Below are 18,949 nucleotides of genomic sequence, written 5' to 3'. Positions count from 1 at the left end.
CATCCTAGGTTTGCAATGCGTCCGTCATGTGGCAGTAAGGCAAAAACGGCCGATAGTGGTATTCGGGGATTTGGGTTGGATGTGGCGGCGATTAGGCGGACGCCATCGCGAGCAGGCTCGCTCCCACAGTTGAACGCATTCCCCTGTGGGAGCGAGCCTGCTCGCGATGGGGCCAGCCCGGTCACCGCAGGACTTAAGCCGGAGCCATTTCTTGCGCCAACCCCAGAAACGCCGCCGGCAGCCGCGCACCTTTTCGCTCCTTGAGGCAGTACAAATACTCAGGAATCTGCGGCGCATTTTCGATGGTCAGCACCCGCAATTGCGGATCGTGCGGCACTTCCTGCCGGGCGATGATGCTGATACCGATGTTGCGCAATACCGCCTCACGGATCGACTCCCGGCTGCCAATCTCCAGCAGCGGCCCGAAACTCACCCCGGCGCTGGCCAGCAATTCTTCGGTCAAGCGCCGAGTGGTCGAGCCCGACTCGCGCATCAACAAGGTATGCCCCGCCAACGCACTGAGTGGCACATGATCATGCACCGCCAGCGGATGATTACGATGCACCGCCAGCACCAGCGGATCGCTGCCGAGCACCCGGCGAATCAGTCGCGCATCGTCCAGCAACTGCGAGGACGCAGCGACATCGACCCGGTAATCCTCCAGAGCTTCGAGCACCTGTTGGGAGTTGCCGATTTCCACCGACACCTCCACCTGCGGCAAGCGCTCGCGAAAGGTCTTCACCAGATCGAGGATGTAATACGGCGCCGTGGCAGCGATGCGCAACGTGCCCTGTACCTGACCGCTGTTGCGCAGGAAGAACTCGATGTCGGCTTCCTGCTGCAACAGCGCCTTGACCATCGGCAACAACCGCGCGCCTTCGTCGCTGACGCTGAGGCGGCGGCCGCCACGGTAGAACAATTCAACCGAGTACTGGCTTTCCAGATGCCGAATCTGGGTCGTCACCGTCGGTTGGCTCAAGCCGAGCTTTTTCGCCGCCAGGGTAATGCTGCCCAACCGGGCAACCATATAAAACGCCTTCAGCTCGGCACTCAGCACACCCTTCCCTCATCGTCTATTTGCGCAACAGGCGCAAACCATTGAACACCACCAACAGGCTCACGCCCATGTCGGCGAACACCGCCATCCACATGGTGGCGATCCCGGCGAAGGTTACCCCAAGAAAGATCGCTTTGATGACCAATGCCAGGGCGATGTTCTGCTTGAGGATATTCGAGGTCTGCCGCGACAGGCGGATGAAAGCCGGAATTTTGCGCAGATCGTCGTCCATCAGGGCGACATCAGCAGTTTCAATGGCGGTGTCAGTACCAGCGGCTGCCATGGCGAAACCGATCTCGGCCCGCGCCAGTGCCGGGGCGTCGTTGATGCCGTCGCCGACCATCCCGACACGATGGCCTTGGGCATACAGTTTTTCGATGGCTTGCAGCTTCTCGGTCGGCAACAGATCGCCCTGCGCCTGATCGATGCCCACGTGAGCGGCGATGGCCTGAGCGGTGTGAACGTTGTCGCCGGTCAGCATCAGGGTTTTGACGCCCAGTTCATGCAATTGCTGGATCGCTTCGCGACTGGATGCTTTCACTGTGTCCGCGACGGCAAACAGTGCCAAGGGACCCGATTTGTCCAGCAACAGCACCACGGACTTGCCCTGTTTCTCCAGAGCGAACAGCTTCTCTTCCAGCGCTGGAGAACACAGGCCCAAATCTTCCACCAGGCGGTGGTTACCCAAGTGGTAGACCTCACCGTTGATTTCGCCGCGCACACCACGACCCGCCAGGGCTTCGAAGTTATCCACAATCAGCGGCGCGCGTTGGCTATCCACAACGGCATCCACAGCCGCATTGGCGATGGCCAGCGATACCGGGTGATCCGAACGGCCGGCCAGTGCCGCCGCAATGGCCGGGGCTGTTTCATCCGCGGTCGGGTCGAGGGACAAGTAGTCGGTCTGCACCGGTTTGCCATGGGTGAGCGTGCCAGTCTTGTCGAGGGCCAGGTAATCGAGTTTGTGGCCGTGCTCCAGGTAGACGCCGCCCTTGACCAGAATCCCTTTGCGCGCCGCTGCCGCAAGGCCGCTGACAATGGTCACTGGAGTGGAAATCACCAATGCGCACGGGCAGGCGACCACCAGCAACACCAGCGCCCGGTAGATCCAGTCGAACCACAACGCGTCCATGAACAGCGGCGGGATCACCGCCACGGCCAGGGCCAGGATGAACACCGCCGGGGTGTAGATTTTCGAGAAGGCGTCGACGAAACGCTGGGTCGGCGCCCGCGCCCCTTGGGCCTGCTCCACGGCGTGGATAATCCGCGCCAGGGTCGAATTGTTCGCCGCGGCAGTCACGGTATATTCCAGCGAACCGGACTGGTTGATGGTGCCGGCGAACACCTTGTCGCCGATGGTTTTCTCTACCGGCAGGCTTTCACCGGTGATCGGCGCCTGATCGATGGTCGAGTTGCCGGACAGCACTTCGCCGTCCAGACCGATCCGTTCGCCGGGACGCACCCGCACTCGCGCACCCAGTTCGATGTTTTTAACCGGTTGGGCGACCCAACTGCCGTCGACCTGCTGCACCGTGGCTTGTTCGGGGGCCATCTGCATCAGCCCACCGATGGCGTTGCGTGCCCGGTCCAGAGACCTGGCTTCGATCAACTCGGCCACGGTGAACAGGAACATCACCATCGCCGCTTCCGGCCACTGACCGATCAGAATCGCGCCGGTCACTGCGATGCTCATCAGCGCGTTGATGTTCAGGTTGAGATTTTTCAGGGCGATCCAACCCTTTTTGTAAGTGCTGAGGCCACCGCTGAGGATCGAGATCAGCGCAATAACCGCCACCACCCAGTTCGGCGCCGCATTGGTGAAGTGAATGAGTTCAGCGGCCAGTGCCCCGACGCCGGACAGCGCCAGCGGCCACCAAGGCTTTTTCGCAGGTTCAGGGCTCGACGCCGGCGCTTCAGCACCCTGCTCCATCGGCTCGGCGTGCATGCCGAGGGACTTGATCGCATCGATGATCGGCATGGTGCTTGGCAGGTCATGGGTCACGCCCAACACCCGGTTGATCAGGTTGAATTCCAGTTGCTGCACACCCGAAAGCTTGCCGAGTTTGTTCTGGATCAGCGTCTGCTCGGTCGGGCAGTCCATCGCCTCAATGCGGAAACTGCTCAGCCGCGCACCGGCGGTCGGCGTCTCGCTCAACACAATCCGCGAAGGTGCCGCTGCTTTGGAGGAACAGCAGGAATCCCCGTGGCTTCCATGGCCATGCTGGCGCACAGGCTGCAGCTTGTGGCTGTGATCGTGCCCGGCCTCGGGTTTGTGGGTGTGAAGAGAATCGCTCATTGGTCGCGTCCATGAAGGTGCCTGTTGCCAAGTAAAGACCCTGTAGCCACTATAGGGTCAAGCATCCTTTTGGAGATTGTCGCGATGAAAATCGGAGAACTGGCGAAACTCACCGACTGCGCTGTGGAAACCATCCGCTACTACGAGCGCGAAAACCTGCTGCCGGAGCCGGCCCGCAGCGATGGCAATTACCGCGTCTACACCCAGGCCCACGCCGAGCGCCTGACTTTCATCCGTAATTGCCGAACCCTGGACATGACCCTTGAGGAAATCCGCAGCCTGCTGGCCCTGCGCGACAGCCCGCAGGATCAATGCGAAAACGTCAATGCGTTGATCGACGAGCACATCCACCATGTGAAGGCACGGATCGACGGTTTGCTGGCCTTGCAGACACAACTGCTCGACCTGCGCCAACGCTGCAGCGAAGGGCAGGATATCGATCAGTGCGGGATTTTGCAGCGGCTGGAAGTGAGCGGCGGGGTTGTGGCGACGGAGGTTGAGCATTCCCATGTCGGGCGCAGTCACGGCCACTAAGAACACCACAAATCAAATGTGGGAGCGAGCCTGCTCGCGATGGCGGCCTGACAGTCAACAATAATGCTGAATGTGACGGCCTCATCGCGAGCAGGCTCGCTCCCACAAGGATTGCGCTAAATCTTAAACCGCCATCGGCGCAGTCATCGGCGCGTGGTGCTCATAGCCTTCCAGCGAGAAATCGCTCGGCTCGATCTGCTCCAGCCACTCCGGCTGATAAACACCGGTCTCGGCAAACTCCGGCACGCGGTCGGAAATCACCAGTTTCGGCATCGGGAACGGCTCGCGCTTGAGCTGTTCGTTGAGCATGTCCAGGTGATTTTCGTAGACGTGGGCGTCGCCGATGAAATAGGTGAACCAGCGCGGTGTGTAACCGGTCAGGCGACCGATCAGGCTCAGCAGCGCGGCACCTTCGGTAAGGTTGAACGGCGTGCCCAGGCCCAGATCGTTGGAGCGGATGTAGAGGGTCAGGGAGATCTCTTTGGTCTCGACGTTTGGGTGGAACTGGTACAGCAAGTGGCACGGTGGCAGCGCCATTTCGTCGAGCTGCGCAACGTTCCAACCGTGGAACAGGATGCGACGGCTGCCTGGGTCCTTGATGATAGTGTCGACGCACTGGCGGATCTGGTCGATCGCCTTGTACAGCACCACGTAGGCCTGACCGGCCTCGGAGCCTTCGGCAATCTGACGATAACCCTGGCTCAACGTCTGCTCGATGGCGGCCTGGTTGCTGACCGGGATCTGCTTGTACGCTGGCCATTTACGCCATTGCACGCCGTAGATCTCACCGAGGTCGTCTTCACCCTGACGGAACGGGTTGGCCAGCCACTGCGCATTTTCGTTGGCGTTCTGGTCCCAGACCTTGCAGCCCAGCGCACGGAACTCGGCGGCGTTGTTCACCCCGCGCAGAAAACCGCACATCTCGCCGATGGCGGATTTGAAGGCCATTTTGCGAGTGGTGATCGCCGGGAAACCTTCCTGCAGATCGAAGCGCAGCATCGCGCCCGGAAAGCTGATGGTGTTCACGCCGGTGCGGTTGGCCTGTTTGGTGCCGTTCTTGATGACGTGGGCGACCAGTTCGAGATATTGCTTCATGAATTACCTGTGTCCTTGAACCCGGGGCCAAAGCCCCCGGGGTTCGAATTTATAGCGCCTGCTTCTTATACAGCAGCTGCGGGGGCCGCCGGGGCGCGTCGATAAGCCAGCCAGATCAGGAACAGCCCGCCGACGATCATCGGTACGCACAGCACCTGGCCCATGGTCAGCCAGTTCCAGGCCAGATAACCCAGTTGCGCATCCGGCACGCGAACGAATTCGACGATGAAACGGAAGATGCCATAGAACAGCGCGAACATCCCGGACACTGCCATGGTCGGCCGCGGCTTGCGCGAGAACAGCCAGAGGATCGCGAACAGCGCCACGCCTTCCAGCGCGAACTGGTACAGCTGCGACGGATGACGTGCCAGTTGCGCCGGATCGGTCGGGAAGACCATCGCCCACGGCACGTCGGTCGCCTTGCCCCACAACTCGGCGTTGATGAAGTTACCGATACGCCCGGCACCCAGGCCGATCGGCACCATCGGCGCGACGAAGTCCATCAGCTGGAAGAACGACTTGTCGTTCTTTTTACCGAACCACAGCGCCGCCAGCATCACACCGATAAAGCCGCCGTGGAACGACATGCCGCCCTTCCACACTTCGAAGATCAGGGTCGGGTTGGCCAGATAGGCGTTCAGATCGTAAAACAGCACATAACCCAAGCGGCCACCGACGATGACACCCATCGACATCCAGAACACCATGTCGGAGAGTTTCTCCTTGGTCCAGGTCGGGTCGAAGCGGTTCAGCCGGCGTGACGCCAGCCACCACGCACCGCCGATGCCGATCAGGTACATCAGGCCGTACCAGTGGATTTTCAGCGGACCGATGGCCAGGGCCACCGGGTCGATCTGCGGGTAAGGCAGCATTGCGACTCCTCGTTAGAGTTGAAACCTTCAAATTCCCGGGCGACGCTGTCACGCCAGGATTAAGCCAGGATTGCGCTACGCGTCAGAGCAAGAAGCTCAAGCCGACGCAAAACAGCAAAGCGGCAAACAGTCTTTTCAGCAAGCGCGGCGACAGCGTGTGGGCCAGTCGCGCACCGAGGCGGGCGAAAACCATGCTGGTCAGGGCGATCCCCAGCAGCGCCGGCAAATAAACAAAACCGAGACTATGGGCCGGCAGCAGTGGATCGTGCCACCCCAGAATCATGAAACTTAATGCACTGGCCAGGGCGATTGGCAGGCCACAGGCCGACGAAGTGGCCACCGCCTGCTGCATCGGCACGCTGCGCCAAGTCAGGAACGGCACGGTCAACGAGCCGCCGCCGATCCCGAAAATCGCCGAAGCCCAGCCAATGACGCTGCCGGCCACGGTCAGACCGACTTTACCCGGCACCGTTCGGCTGGCCTTGGGTTTGAAGTCCAAAGCGAGTTGAACGGCGATGATCAGCGCAAATACACCAATGATCTTCTGCAAATGCGGCCCGGAAATCGCTTCGGCAGTCAACGCGCCGAAACCGGCACCGATCAGAATGCCGAGGGTCATCCAGGCAAAAATCGGCCAACGCACGGCGCCGCGGCGATGGTGCTCGCGAACCGCATTGACCGACGTAAAGATGATTGTCGCCAGCGAGGTGCCGACTGCCAGATGCGTCAGGATCGAGGCATCAAACCCCTGCAAGGTGAAACTGAACACCAGCACCGGAACAATGATGATCCCGCCGCCTACCCCGAACAGCCCGGCCAGCACGCCCGCACAGGCGCCCAGCGCCAGATAGAGCAGAAATTCCATGGCCGCATCCCCAAGCATCCCGAATCAGGAGCGGCATGGTAACGGAAGCATGGCCTCGGGCTCCACTGTGGATGGCGATGGATCGATGAGCGATGTCTGCGTAGAGTGAGCAAAAAACACACAAGGACCACCTTATGTGCCTGATTGTTTTTGCCTGGCGGCCGGGTCATGCCCAGCCACTGATCGTGGCGGCCAACCGCGACGAATTCTATGCCCGGCCCAGCCTGCCCCTGGCGCAATGGCCGCAAGCCCCGCACGTGTACGCCGGTCGCGACCTTGAGGCTGGCGGTACGTGGCTCGGTGTCGGCGCCAACGGGCGCTTCGCCGCGCTGACCAACATCCGTGATCCCCTTCAACCGCCAGCGCGCAAATCGCGAGGCGAACTGGTGGCGCAGTTTCTCAGCGGGGACATGTCGATTGACGACTACTTGAGCGACGTTGTTGCACGTTCGCTGGAATATGCCGGGTTTAACCTGCTAATCGGCAATACCAACGAGCTGTGGCACTTCAATGCCCGGGAGACAGAGGCGGTCATGCTCCAACCAGGCATTTATGGGTTATCGAACGCGGGGCTGGATACGCCGTGGCCGAAAGTGCTCAAGGCCAAGGCAGCATTGAGCGAGGTGTTGGGCGATCCGCAGCCGCAGGCGCTATTGGCCTTGCTCAGCGACCCGCAAACGGCACCGCTTGCCGAACTGCCGGACACCGGCGTGGGGCAGGCTACCGAGACGTTGTTGTCGAGCGTGTTTATCAAGAGCCCGACTTACGGGACACGGGCGAGCACGGCGTTGATTGTTCAGGCAGATGGGGCGCGGCATATGGTCGAAAGGAGTTTCGGGCCGTATGGGGGGCATTTGGGGGAGGTAGAGATCAGGATTTGAAGCTCGGGCGATTAATTGTGGCGAGGGAGCTTGCTCCCGCTGGAGTGCGAAGCGCTCCCGATCCGGCCAATGCGCTCTTTCAGAAAGATCGCATTAGCCGGGTTACGACTGCTTCGCAGCCGAACGGGAGCAAGCTCCCTCGCCACAGGCCTTCAGCCTTTTAAAGGGTTTTAACCGAAGCCGGATTAATCATCCGCGCCAACCCAAGGTTCTTCAGCGCCAACTGCAGCGAGCTGTGGATAACTTGCGGGTTGTCGATGGTCATCAGCTCAGCCAGCAATTCCTTGGCCTTGCTCAGGTTGATCTGACGCAACATCCACTTCACTTTTGGCAAGTTGGTGGCGTTCATCGACAGGCTGTCGAAGCCCATCGCCATCAACAACACCGCCGCCGCCGGATCACCGGCCATTTCGCCGCAGATACTCACGGGCTTGCCTTCGGCATGGGCGTCGCGCACCACGTTCTGCAAGGCTTGCAATACTGCCGGGTGCAGGTAGTCGTAGAGATCGGCCACCCGTGGATTGTTACGGTCCACGGCCAGCAGGTACTGGGTCAGGTCGTTGGAGCCGACTGACAGGAAGTCCACTTGCCGCGCCAGTTCCTTGGTCTGATACACCGCCGCCGGAATCTCGATCATTACGCCAATCGGCGGCATCGGCACATCGGTGCCTTCGTCGCGGACTTCGCCCCAGGCCCGGTGAATCAGGTGCAGGGCTTCTTCCAGTTCATGGGTGCCGGAAATCATTGGCAGCAGAATGCGCAGGTTGTTCAGGCCTTCGCTGGCCTTGAGCATGGCGCGGGTCTGCACCAGGAAGATTTCCGGGTGATCGAGGGTCACGCGAATGCCGCGCCAGCCGAGGAACGGGTTGTCTTCCTTGATCGGGAAGTACGACAGCGCCTTGTCGCCGCCGATGTCCAGGCTGCGCATGGTCACCGGTTGCGGATGGAACGCGGCGAGTTGCTCGCGATAAATCGCCAGCTGCTCCTTTTCGCTCGGGAAGCGCTGATTGATCATGAACGGCACTTCGGTGCGGTACAGACCCACGCCCTCGGCACCGCGCTTCTGTGCCCGTGCCACGTCCGCCAGCAGGCCGGTGTTGACCCACAGCGGCATGCGGTGACCGTCGACCGTTATGCATGGCAGATCCCGCAGGGCATCCAGACCGAGCGCCAGTTGCTTCTCTTCCTCGACCACCTCGGCAAACTGCTTGCGCAGCACGTCACTCGGGTTGGTATAGACCTCACCGTGGTAGCCGTCGACGATCATCTGGATGCCGTCGACCTTGGAATACGGCAAGTCGACCAGGCCCATCACCGTCGGGATGCCCATGGCGCGCGCCAGGATCGCCACGTGAGAGTTACCGGAACCGAGTACCGACACCAGACCGACCAGTTTGCCTTCCGGCACCTCGCCGAGCATCGCCGGCGTCAGTTCTTCGCTGACCAGAATGGTGTTGTCGGGGTAGACCAGGGTCTGCTGCCGCTCTTCCTGCAAATAAGCCAGCAAGCGCCGCCCCAGGTCCTTGACGTCCGAGGCGCGCTCACGCAGGTAGGCGTCGTCCATCAATTCGAATCGGTTGACGTGTTCGGTGACCACCTGACGCAACGCGCCCTGAGCCCACTGACCGGTCTTGATCACCGTGGTGATTTCGCTGCCGAGCGAGGCATCGTCGAGCATCATCAGGTAAACGTCGAACAGCGCCCGTTCTTCAGGCCGCAGCTGGGTCGCCAGCTTGGCGGACAAGGCACGCATGTCGGCGCGCACGCCCTCGATGGCGGTCTTGAACAGGCCAAGTTCCGCGTTGATGTCGGTGATGGTCTTGTCCGGCACCACGTCCAGGTCGGCCGGCGGCAGCATGACGACCGCGGTTCCGACCGCCGCACCCGGCGAACCCGGTACACCGATGAACTTTGCTTCCTGGATACCTTTGCCCTGACGGCCCAGGCCACGGATCGAACCGGTGGCCTCGGCGTGGGCGATAACGCCGGCAAGTTGCGCGCTCATGGTCACGAGGAAGGCTTCTTCACCCTCATCGAACTGGCGGCGTTCTTTTTGCTGAATGACCAACACGCCGACAACGCGACGGTGGTGAATGATCGGCGCCCCGAGGAATGAGGCGTAGCGTTCTTCACCGGTCTCGGCGAAGTAACGGTAGCGCGGGTGATCCGCGGCGTTTTCGAGGTTCAGGGGTTCTTCACGCGTGCCGACCAGGCCGACCAGACCTTCGTTGGGTGCCATGCTGACTTTGCCGATCGAGCGCTTGTTCAAGCCCTCGGTGGCCATCAGCACGAAGCGGTTGGTCTCTGGGTCAAGCAGGTAGACCGAGCAGACCTGGCTGCCCATGGCCTCTTTGACGCGCAACACAATAATCCCCAACGCCGCCTTGAGATCCTTGGCGGAGTTAACTTCCTGGACGATCTTGCGCAGCGTATTGAGCATGGCTCGGGGTCGAACTCCGTCGTCAGTCGCGCGCTAAAAGGCGCGGGGCAAGTTCTTTGAGAGCGCGGCGATAAACCTCGCGCTTGAATGTCACCACCTGGCCCAACGGATACCAATAACTGACCCAGCGCCAGCCATCGAATTCCGGTTTACCGGTCAAATCCATCCGCACCCGCTGCTCGTTGGAGATCAGGCGCAGGAGAAACCATTTCTGCTTCTGGCCGATGCACAGCGGTTGGCTGTGCGTCCTGACCAGACGTTGCGGCAAACGATAGCGCAACCAGCCCCGGGTGCAGGCGAGTATTTCAACATCTTCGCGCTCCAGGCCCACTTCTTCGTTCAACTCGCGGTACAAGGCGTCTTCCGGCGTCTCCTGGGGGTTGATCCCTCCCTGTGGAAACTGCCAGGCATCTTGATTGATACGGCGAGCCCATAGCACCTGGCCGGCATCATTCGTCAGAATGATCCCGACATTGGGGCGGAAACCATCGGGGTCGATCACGGCAACAACCTCGCAAACGCATGTCGCCGCATTGTTCCACAAAGGTTGTGAAAGCAGCAACGAGCCGACCTACCTTATGTGCACTCTTGTGAAAAGTCCGTATTCTGGACACCTTTCTACAGACTTTTCAGCGAGTAACTGCAATGCGGCTGGCTTTATTCGACTTGGACAACACGCTTCTGGGCGGTGACAGTGACCACGCCTGGGGCGATTATCTGTGCGAACGCGGTTTCCTCGACGCCGTCGCCTACAAGGCACGCAACGACGAGTTCTATCAGGATTACCTGGCCGGCAAGCTGGATAACGACGCGTACCTGAACTTCTGCCTGGAAGTTCTCGGCCGCACCGAGATGGCCACGCTGGATCAATGGCACCTGGACTACATGCGCGACTGCATCGAACCGATCGTGCTGCCCAAGGGCATCGAACTGCTGGCCAAGCACCGTGAGGCCGGCGACAAGCTGGTGATCATCACCGCCACCAACCGATTCGTTACCGGGCCGATTGCCACACGTTTAGGCGTCGAAACCCTGATCGCCACCGAATGCGAAATGATCGACGGCCGTTACAGCGGGCGCAGCACCGATGTTCCGTGCTTCCGTGAAGGCAAGGTGACCCGGTTGATTCGCTGGCTGGAAGAGACTGGCCACACTCTGGAAGACAGCTATTTCTACAGCGATTCGATGAATGACTTGCCGTTGCTGGAACAGGTGGCGAATCCGATTGCTGTCGATCCGGACGTGAATCTGCGGGCCGAGGCTGAAAAGCGTGGTTGGCCGGTGATTTCGTTGCGCGACTAATATCGCCATCGCGAGCAGGCTCGCTCCCACATTGGATTTGTGATCGACGCAAATCCCCTGTGGGAGCGAGCCTGCTCGCGATTGGAGCGACTCGGTCTTTAAACCTTAAACCGGCTTGGCCCCCATCAACGCCGCAATGGCGACAAAGCAGACAAAACTGAACAACGCCAATGCAAACGTAAACTTCCCACTCCCCCCAGCGGGCGCCTTGCGCAGCCGATTGAGCCGCACCACCAGCCAGAACCAGCCCAGCGCCGCCACGGTATAGAGCACACTGGACGCCAGCAGCCAGGTCTGACCCAACGGCCAGCCCACCAGATGCACCATCCACCAACCGGTGAATGGCATGCTCAGCAGTGCCAGGCCCATCAATAGCCAGATGAACACCAGCGGTCGTTGCAAGGTGCGGCCATGAGCCGTCGCATCACCGCCACGGCGTGCGCGCCAGACCCAGATCGCCAGCCCCAGTGCGCTGATCAACAGCACTACCGTCGCCACCATATGAGCGATTTTAAGGGTGGTTAACGTTTCCATTGTTCGATTTCCTTATGGCCTGCCGATCAGCGTAGCCGCTCAGCCGAGAAACAGCTTATAGGCCGGGTTGTCGCTTTCGTCCCAGTATGGGTAACCGATTTCTTCCAACGCGGCCGGTACCAGATGACGCTCGTCGTGCGGTACTTGCAGGCCTGCGACCACACGGCCATCCGCCGCGCCGTGGTTGCGGTAGTGGAACATCGAAATGTTCCAGCGCCCGCCGAGCTTGTTGAGGAAGTTGAACAGCGCACCCGGACGCTCCGGGAACTCGAAGCGCAGCACCACTTCATCGACAACCTGAGCAGCACGCCCACCAACCATATGGCGAATGTGCAATTTGGCCAGTTCGTTGTCGGTCAGGTCGAGCACCGGAAAACCCTGCTCGGTGAGACTGGCGAGCAGCGCACTGCGCGGGTCGTTTTCCGGGTGCGTCTGCACGCCGACAAAGATGTGCGCTTCGCTGCCGGTGTTGTAGCGGTAGTTGAATTCGGTGATCTGGCGCTTGCCGATGGCTTCGCAGAACGCCTTGAAGCTGCCCGGTTTCTCGGGAATGGTCACGGCGATGATGGCTTCGCGGCCCTCGCCCAGTTCAGCGCGCTCGGCCACGTGGCGCAAGCGGTCGAAGTTGACGTTGGCGCCGGAGTCGATGGCCACGAAGGTATGCCCCGTGACACCGCGTTGCTCGACATATTTCTTGATCCCGGCCACGCCCAAGGCACCGGCAGGTTCAGTGATCGAGCGGGTATCGTCGTAGATATCCTTGATTGCCGCGCAGATCTCGTCGGTGCTGACAGTGATGACTTCGTCTACGTAGTCTTTGCAGATATCAAAGGTGTGCTGACCGATCTGGGCCACCGCGACGCCATCGGCGAAGAGCCCCACGGTGGGCAGCACCACCCGCTCGCCGGCCGCCATGGCGGCTTGCAGGCAGTTGGAGTCATCCGGTTCGACGCCGATGATTTTGATGTCCGGACGCAGGTATTTCACGTACGCCGCGATCCCGGCGATCAGCCCGCCGCCGCCCACCGGAACGAAGATCGCATCCAGACGCCCCGGGTGCTGGCGCAGAATCTCCATGGCCACCGTGCCCTGCCCGGCAATGGTGTGGGGATCGTCGTAAGGGTGAATGTAGACGTAGCCTTTCTCATCGACCAGTTTCAGCGAGTAGGCCAGGGCTTCCGGGAACGAATCCCCGTGCAGCACCACTTTGCCGCCGCGCGAGCGCACGCCTTCGACCTTGATCTCCGGGGTGGTCTTGGGCATCACGATGGTCGCTTTCACGCCCAGTACCTTGGCCGCCAGGGCCAGGCCTTGCGCATGGTTGCCCGCCGACGCGGTGACCACGCCGCGAGCGCGCTCTTCATCGCTCAGCTGCGTCAACTTGTTGTAGGCGCCGCGAATCTTGAACGAGAACACCGGCTGCAAGTCTTCACGCTTGAGCCAGATATCGTTGCCCAGCCGCTCGGAGAGCTGGCGGGCAGTCTGCAATGGGGTTTCTACGGCAACGTCATAAACGCGCGAGGTGAGGATCTTTTTGACGTACTGTTCGAGCATCGGAAAGCATCACTGAGCGGGTTGGGCAGGGCCAAGGAGTCTAACCCGGCTTTTGGGCGGACGACCACACTAAACAGGTGGTTTTAGCCGCTCGCGAGCGCAAGAGACTCATTGTGGCGAGGGAGCTTGCTCCCGTTGGAGCGCGAAGCACTCCCCAAAACAGACACCCCGTTCTTTCAGACACACCGCATCAGCAGGTTTGACGACTGCTGCGCAGCCGAGCGGGAGCAAGCTCCTTCACCACAGGCAAGCCCCCCCCGTCACCATTCGACATACCGGCAATGACCTTCCCCATCGCCAGGCCTATAATGCCGGCCTTTCGTTCCCCTTTCGGCACTTCGGAGCCCGCATGACCCAGGATCAACTCAAACAGGCCGTAGCCCAGGCCGCCGTCGACTTCATCCTCCCGAAACTCGATGACAAGAGCATCGTCGGGGTCGGCACTGGCTCCACCGCCAACTGCTTCATCGATGCCCTGGCCAAGCACAAAGGCGCGTTCGATGGCGCGGTCGCCAGTTCCGAAGCCACCGCCGCCCGCCTCAAGGGCCACGGCATTCCAGTGTATGAGCTCAATACCGTCAGCGACCTGGAGTTCTACGTCGACGGCGCCGACGAAAGCGACGAGCACCTGCACCTGATCAAGGGCGGTGGCGCGGCCCTGACCCGTGAGAAGATTGTTGCGGCTGTGGCCAAGACCTTCATCTGCATCGCCGACGCCAGCAAACTGGTGCCAGTCCTCGGTGCGTTCCCGCTGCCGGTGGAAGTGATCCCGATGGCCCGCAGCCACGTGGCCCGCCAACTGGTGAAGCTCGGCGGCGACCCGGTTTACCGCGAAGGCGTGCTGACCGACAACGGCAACATCATCCTCGATGTGTTCAACATGCAGATCACCAACCCGGTGGAGCTGGAAATACAGATCAATGCGATCGTTGGCGTGGTCACCAACGGCTTGTTCGCAGCCCGACCGGCTGACTTGCTGCTGCTGGGGACGAGCGAAGGCGTGAAAACCCTGCGCGCCGAGTAAGGCAAACACAAAGCAAAACCTGCTCGCGATGAGGCCATATCATTCAACATCAATGCTGAATGACAGACCGCTATCGCGAGCAGGCTCGCTCCCACATTGGTTGTTCGGTGCCCATCAGGGTTGTGCTGGTTTTTTGAAGACGTAGAAAAGATTCGGCTCGCTGACGAGGTACAGGGTGCCGTCGTCGTCCATGGCAATGCCTTCCGCTTGCGGCACAGTCTTCTGCAATCCCTGACGCCCCTTGCTCAGTGACAGGGTGGTCAGCGGTCGCCCGTCGACATCCAGCTCCAGAATCAGTCGCGACTCATCGGACAGCGCCAGCAAATGGCCGCTGCGCTCGTCGTACTGCAGGCTCGACAGGTCTCGCACGAACATCCCGGCATCGCGCTTGGGGTTGTTCACCACATGCACCGCGTAGGACTTCTCCGGGTTGTAATGCGGAAAGCCCTGCACTTCGTAAATCAGCATCGGATCGCGCTCCTTGGCGACGAACAAGCGCTTGCCCGCCGAGTCATAGGCCAACCCTTCGAAACCCTTGTTGCCGCTCATGTGTACGCCGAGGGTCATCTGCTCGGCGTCCGCGGCATCGAGGAACGTCGTGTCCTTCTCCAGATGAATCTTGATCAGCCGCTGCTGGCGTTCGTCGGTGATCACGTAAGTGTCAGCGCTGATGAACTCCACCGCCTCCGGATCGCCAAACCCGACCAGCGCCACACGCCGCAGGATTTTGCCCTCCAGGGACAATTCGATCAGTTCGGCGTTTTTGTTGGTGACGGTGAACAGGCTTTTGCGTACGGGATCAAAGGTCAGTGCCGAAACATCATCGTCCAGTCCCTCAATGACTTGCGCCTCGATCGCTACCTGATACTGATCCAGGCCAACGGACTGAGCATTCATCGGCTGCCATAACGCCTGCACATTGAACCAGGTGCGCTCGAACAGCCGCAGGTACTGGCCGACGGCAATCAGCACGATCAGCGCAATTACCGACAGGATCAGCATCAGGGGTTTGGGACGGGCAAGTCGGCGCATTCAGGCGAGCTCGGAAACAAGACAGGCGGATGAAATACCACGGCAGTATGAATTCAAGCTTAATGGCGCAGGAGCTGCCGAAGGCTGCGATCTTTTGATTTTCAACAATTTTATCGGCACCAAAAGATCAAAAGATCGCAGCCTTCGCCAGCTCCTACGGTTGTTTTTCGAACCGGTAGAACAGGTTCGGTTCGCTCACCATGTACAGCGTGCCCGCTTCGTCCATGGTCACGCCTTCAGCACGAGGAATGGTTTTTTTCAGACCATTGAAACCACCGAGCAAGGTCATGAAACTGACCTGCTCGCCTTTCTCGTCCAATTCCAGCAACAAGTGAGAATCGGCGGACAGCACCAGGGTATGGCCGGTGCGTGGATCAATGGCCAAGGCCGACAGGTTACGGATGTCCAGTTCGTCGCTGGGCAGCTTTTGTTTGTCGCCCTTGAGGGTCTGGCTGCCGTCGCTTTTCCAGCTGAACAGCGCCGGTGGACGCTCTTCACCCAGCAGCAGTTGCTGGTTGCGCGCATCCCAGACGATCGCCTCGAAGGCTTTATTCTGGTTCTTCGACGGACCCAGGTCATATTTCGGGAAACTGGCGATATTCAATTCGCGAGTATCGGCATCGACCTTGACGATGGAAAGCAGGTGCTTGCGTTCATCGGTAATCGCCAGCAAACCGTTGCCCATGGCCGTCACGCCTTCCGGGTTACCCCAACCCACCAGCGGCATCTTGCGTAACACGTCGCCTTGCAACGTCAATTCGACCAGAAACGGGTTCTTGCCCATCACCGCAAACAGGGTTTTGGTCTGCGGGTCATAAGACACGTCCGACGCTTCATCCTTCTCCATGCCCGGCAGTAACTTGGCGTCGATCACCGCCCGGTAATCCGGCAGCCAGACACTCTCCTGACGTTCGGCCGGGCTTTCGAAACGCTCCATTACCCAGAGCACGCCGCGATCGTCCCAATGCATCGCAAACATGAGGCCATACACGGCGGCCGCCACCAGCAAAAGCCAGGAATACCAACGCATGACAAAGCGCGAGCGGCGGGCAGTTTTCAGCTTGGACAGCGGTTGGGTGGCCATGCAGGAATGCGTTCCAGAAATTCAGGCTATGGGTAATAGCACATTGGGACTGGCTCAGACGCCAGAAGCCCCGGAATTATCCGGACAAAATGTGAAAAAAACGGGAAATGGCGGGATTGCCTTGTGTGGGCGATCACGAAACAAATGTGGGAGCGAGCCTGCTCGCGATGAAGCCAGCACATTCAACAATGATGTCGAATGACAGACCGCTATCGCGAGCAGGCTCGCTCCCACAGGGTTCAGCAGTGCTTCAGCGTCGGGTCAGCGCACGTTGCTGGTGAAGCGGCTGGCGCCCGGCAATTCGAGCACCAGTTCGTCGCCGACATTCAGCGGACCAACGCCCACCGGCGTACCCGTGAGAATCACGTCACCGGCCTGCAGCGAGAAGCAGCCGGCCATGTACTGGATCATCGGCACGATCGGATTCAGCATGTCCTTGCTGTTGCCATCCTGGCGGACTTCGCCATTGATGGTCAGGCGGATGCCGATGTCGGTCAGGTCGGCGAAGGTACTGCCCGCCACGAACGGCGCAATCACCGCCGCGCCGTCGAAGGACTTGGCGATTTCCCATGGCAGGCCCTTGGCTTTCAACTCGGCCTGTTTGTCGCGCAGGGTCAGGTCAAGGGCCGGGGCGATACCGGAGATGGCATCCAGTACTTCTTCACGGCTCGGCCTGGTCGACAACGGCTTGCCGATCAACACAGCGATTTCCGCTTCGTAATGCACCGAGCCACGCTCGGTCGGAATGCTGAAACCGCCTTCCAGCGGCACCACGCAACTGCCCGGCTTGATGAACAGCAGTGGCTCAGTAGGCACCGGATTATCCAGTTCCTTGGCGTGTTCGGCATAGTTACGGCCGATGCACACCACTTTCCCCAACGGGAAGTGAATACGCGTACCGTCGACATACTGGTGCTGATAGCTCATTGACCGACTCCCTGTTTCGTTGATTCAAGCAGCGAAAATCTTGCCCGGGTTCATGATGCCGTTCGGGTCGAATACCGCCTTGACGGCTTTCATGTACTCGATCTCAACCGGCGAGCGGCTATAGGTCAAGTAATCACGCTTGGTCATGCCCACGCCATGCTCGGCGGAAATCGAACCGTTGTACTTCTCGACGGTTTCGAACACCCACTTGTTGACGGTGGCGCACTTGGCGAAAAACTCGTCCTTGCTCAAGTTATCCGGCTTGAGGATGTTCAAGTGCAGGTTGCCGTCGCCGATGTGACCGAACCAGACGATTTCGAAATCCGGATAATGTTCGCCGACGATCGCGTCGATTTCCTTCAGGAACCCCGGGACTTTCGACACAGTGACCGAAATGTCGTTTTTGTATGGCGTCCAGTGGGAAATGGTTTCGGAGATGTACTCGCGCAATTTCCACAAGTTCTGCAACTGGGTTTCGCTCTGGCTCATCACGCCGTCCAGCACCCAGCCCTGCTCGACGCAGTGCTCGAAGGTTTCCAGGGCGTGGTTGGCCACTTCTTCAGTGGTCGCTTCGAATTCCAGCAGCGCATAGAACGGACAGTCGGATTCGAACGGTGCCGGCACATCGCCGCGCGCCATGACCTTGGCCAAGGCTTTATCAGAGAAGAATTCGAAGGCGGTCAGGTCAAGTTTGCTCTGGAACGCGTGCAACACCGGCATGATCGAGTCGAAATCGGCGGTACCAAGGACCATCGCGGTGAGGTTTTTCGGCGCACGGTCCAGGCGCATGGTGGCCTCGACCACAAAGCCCAGCGTGCCTTCGGCGCCGATGAACAGCTGACGCAGGTCGTAGCCGGTGGCGTTCTTGATCAGATCCTTATTCAGTTCCAGCAGATCGCCCTTGCCGGTGACGACTTTCATGCCGGCCACCCAGTTGCGGGTCATGCCGTAGCGAATGACCTTGATCCCGCCGGCATTGGTGCCGATATTGCCGCCAATCTGGCTGGAACCTGCCGAAGCGAAGTCCACCGGGTAGTACAGACCGTGCTCTTCGGCCTTGTTCTGCAATTGCTCGGTAACCACGCCTGGCTGACAAACGGCCGTGCGATCAGTCAGGTTCACGTCGAGGATCTGGTTCATGTAGTCGAAGGACACGACCACTTCGCCATTGGCTGCTACCGCCGCAGCGGAAAGCCCGGTACGACCGCCGGACGGCACCAGCGCCACCTTGTGTTCATTGGCCCAACGGACAATGGCCTGGACCTGCTCGGTGGTCTTGGGGAACACAATGGCCGTCGGGGCCGGGGAGAAATGCTTGGTCCAATCCTTACCGTAAGCATTCAGGGAGTCGGCGTCGGTCAGCACCTTGCCGGGCTCAACCAGGGTCTTCAGCTCATCAATCAGGGCAGGATTGGTCATCGACAGAACTCTCGAACAATTCATGGTCATCCT

17 protein-coding genes are annotated in these 18,949 nt (G+C 60.1%); 4 read left to right on the top strand and 13 right to left on the bottom strand.

Annotated elements, in window-relative coordinates; genetic code table 11:
- Positions 1-193 precede the first annotated feature (193 nt).
- Entirely contained in the window at positions 194-1,057 is an 864-nt protein-coding gene (locus tag BK662_RS32710; RefSeq protein ID WP_123361013.1) for a LysR family transcriptional regulator, read from the bottom strand.
- A gap of 16 nt (positions 1,058-1,073) precedes the next feature.
- Entirely contained in the window at positions 1,074-3,353 is a 2,280-nt protein-coding gene (locus BK662_RS32705) for a heavy metal translocating P-type ATPase (RefSeq protein ID WP_123361012.1), read from the bottom strand.
- Positions 3,354-3,437: 84 nt separating this feature from the next.
- Between BK662_RS32705 and cadR the strand changes: the two genes are divergently transcribed.
- Positions 3,438-3,887 (top strand): Cd(II)/Pb(II)-responsive transcriptional regulator, encoded by a 450-nt coding sequence (gene cadR, locus BK662_RS32700; protein ID WP_123361011.1) that lies wholly within the window; start codon positions 3,438-3,440, stop codon positions 3,885-3,887.
- A gap of 123 nt (positions 3,888-4,010) precedes the next feature.
- Here cadR and BK662_RS32695 read toward each other — a convergent pair whose 3' ends face one another.
- The 3 genes from BK662_RS32695 to BK662_RS32685 form a co-directional block, all read right to left on the bottom strand.
- Positions 4,011-4,982 carry a thymidylate synthase gene (locus BK662_RS32695; RefSeq protein ID WP_123361010.1) on the bottom strand — a complete coding sequence of 324 codons (972 nt, stop codon included), beginning with the start codon at positions 4,980-4,982 and terminating at the stop codon, positions 4,011-4,013.
- Between the two features lie 65 nt (positions 4,983-5,047).
- Positions 5,048-5,854 (bottom strand): prolipoprotein diacylglyceryl transferase, encoded by an 807-nt coding sequence (gene lgt, locus BK662_RS32690; RefSeq protein WP_008007345.1) that lies wholly within the window; start codon positions 5,852-5,854, stop codon positions 5,048-5,050.
- Positions 5,855-5,936: 82 nt separating this feature from the next.
- Positions 5,937-6,719, bottom strand: a complete 783-nt coding sequence (locus BK662_RS32685) for a sulfite exporter TauE/SafE family protein (protein WP_123361009.1) — start codon at positions 6,717-6,719, stop codon at positions 5,937-5,939.
- A gap of 134 nt (positions 6,720-6,853) precedes the next feature.
- Between BK662_RS32685 and BK662_RS32680 the strand changes: the two genes are divergently transcribed.
- Positions 6,854-7,600, top strand: coding sequence for an NRDE family protein (locus BK662_RS32680; RefSeq protein WP_123361008.1), 747 nt, complete (start codon positions 6,854-6,856; stop codon positions 7,598-7,600).
- Between the two features lie 160 nt (positions 7,601-7,760).
- On the opposite strand, the gene ptsP is transcribed toward BK662_RS32680, so the two are convergent.
- Both ptsP and BK662_RS32670 read right to left on the bottom strand, forming a co-directional pair.
- On the bottom strand, positions 7,761-10,040 hold the full coding sequence (ptsP, locus tag BK662_RS32675; RefSeq protein WP_123361007.1) for a phosphoenolpyruvate--protein phosphotransferase: 2,280 nt from the start codon (positions 10,038-10,040) through the stop codon (positions 7,761-7,763).
- Between the two features lie 22 nt (positions 10,041-10,062).
- Positions 10,063-10,542 (bottom strand): RNA pyrophosphohydrolase, encoded by a 480-nt coding sequence (locus BK662_RS32670; RefSeq protein ID WP_007897732.1) that lies wholly within the window; start codon positions 10,540-10,542, stop codon positions 10,063-10,065.
- A 143-nt stretch (positions 10,543-10,685) separates the two neighbouring features.
- Here BK662_RS32670 and BK662_RS32665 point away from each other — a divergent pair, with 143 nt between their 5' ends.
- On the top strand, positions 10,686-11,342 hold the full coding sequence (locus BK662_RS32665; RefSeq protein ID WP_123361006.1) for a histidinol-phosphatase: 657 nt from the start codon (positions 10,686-10,688) through the stop codon (positions 11,340-11,342).
- A 105-nt stretch (positions 11,343-11,447) separates the two neighbouring features.
- On the opposite strand, the gene BK662_RS32660 is transcribed toward BK662_RS32665, so the two are convergent.
- Positions 11,448-11,876 (bottom strand): DUF2269 domain-containing protein, encoded by a 429-nt coding sequence (locus BK662_RS32660; protein WP_123361005.1) that lies wholly within the window; start codon positions 11,874-11,876, stop codon positions 11,448-11,450.
- A gap of 39 nt (positions 11,877-11,915) precedes the next feature.
- Positions 11,916-13,430 (bottom strand): threonine ammonia-lyase, biosynthetic, encoded by a 1,515-nt coding sequence (ilvA, locus tag BK662_RS32655; RefSeq protein WP_095052484.1) that lies wholly within the window; start codon positions 13,428-13,430, stop codon positions 11,916-11,918.
- A gap of 349 nt (positions 13,431-13,779) precedes the next feature.
- Between ilvA and rpiA the strand changes: the two genes are divergently transcribed.
- Positions 13,780-14,454: a ribose-5-phosphate isomerase RpiA gene (rpiA, locus tag BK662_RS32650; RefSeq protein WP_123361004.1), complete on the top strand. Its 675-nt coding sequence runs from the start codon at positions 13,780-13,782 to the stop codon at positions 14,452-14,454.
- A 114-nt stretch (positions 14,455-14,568) separates the two neighbouring features.
- On the opposite strand, the gene BK662_RS32645 is transcribed toward rpiA, so the two are convergent.
- The 4 genes from BK662_RS32645 to BK662_RS32625 form a co-directional block, all read right to left on the bottom strand.
- Positions 14,569-15,486, bottom strand: coding sequence for an SdiA-regulated domain-containing protein (locus tag BK662_RS32645; protein WP_123361003.1), 918 nt, complete (start codon positions 15,484-15,486; stop codon positions 14,569-14,571).
- 154 nt (positions 15,487-15,640) lie between these two features.
- Positions 15,641-16,570: an SdiA-regulated domain-containing protein gene (locus tag BK662_RS32640; protein WP_123361002.1), complete on the bottom strand. Its 930-nt coding sequence runs from the start codon at positions 16,568-16,570 to the stop codon at positions 15,641-15,643.
- Positions 16,571-16,831: 261 nt separating this feature from the next.
- Positions 16,832-17,497 (bottom strand): fumarylacetoacetate hydrolase family protein, encoded by a 666-nt coding sequence (locus tag BK662_RS32630; RefSeq protein WP_123361000.1) that lies wholly within the window; start codon positions 17,495-17,497, stop codon positions 16,832-16,834.
- Between the two features lie 24 nt (positions 17,498-17,521).
- Positions 17,522-18,916 (bottom strand): D-2-hydroxyglutarate dehydrogenase, encoded by a 1,395-nt coding sequence (locus BK662_RS32625; RefSeq protein WP_123360999.1) that lies wholly within the window; start codon positions 18,914-18,916, stop codon positions 17,522-17,524.
- Between the last annotated feature and the right edge of the window lie 33 nt (positions 18,917-18,949).

The organism is Pseudomonas frederiksbergensis (assembly GCF_003732275.1).
GTDB classification, from domain to species: domain Bacteria; phylum Pseudomonadota; class Gammaproteobacteria; order Pseudomonadales; family Pseudomonadaceae; genus Aquipseudomonas; species Aquipseudomonas frederiksbergensis_H.
This window is presented reverse-complemented; position numbering and strand designations above follow the sequence as displayed.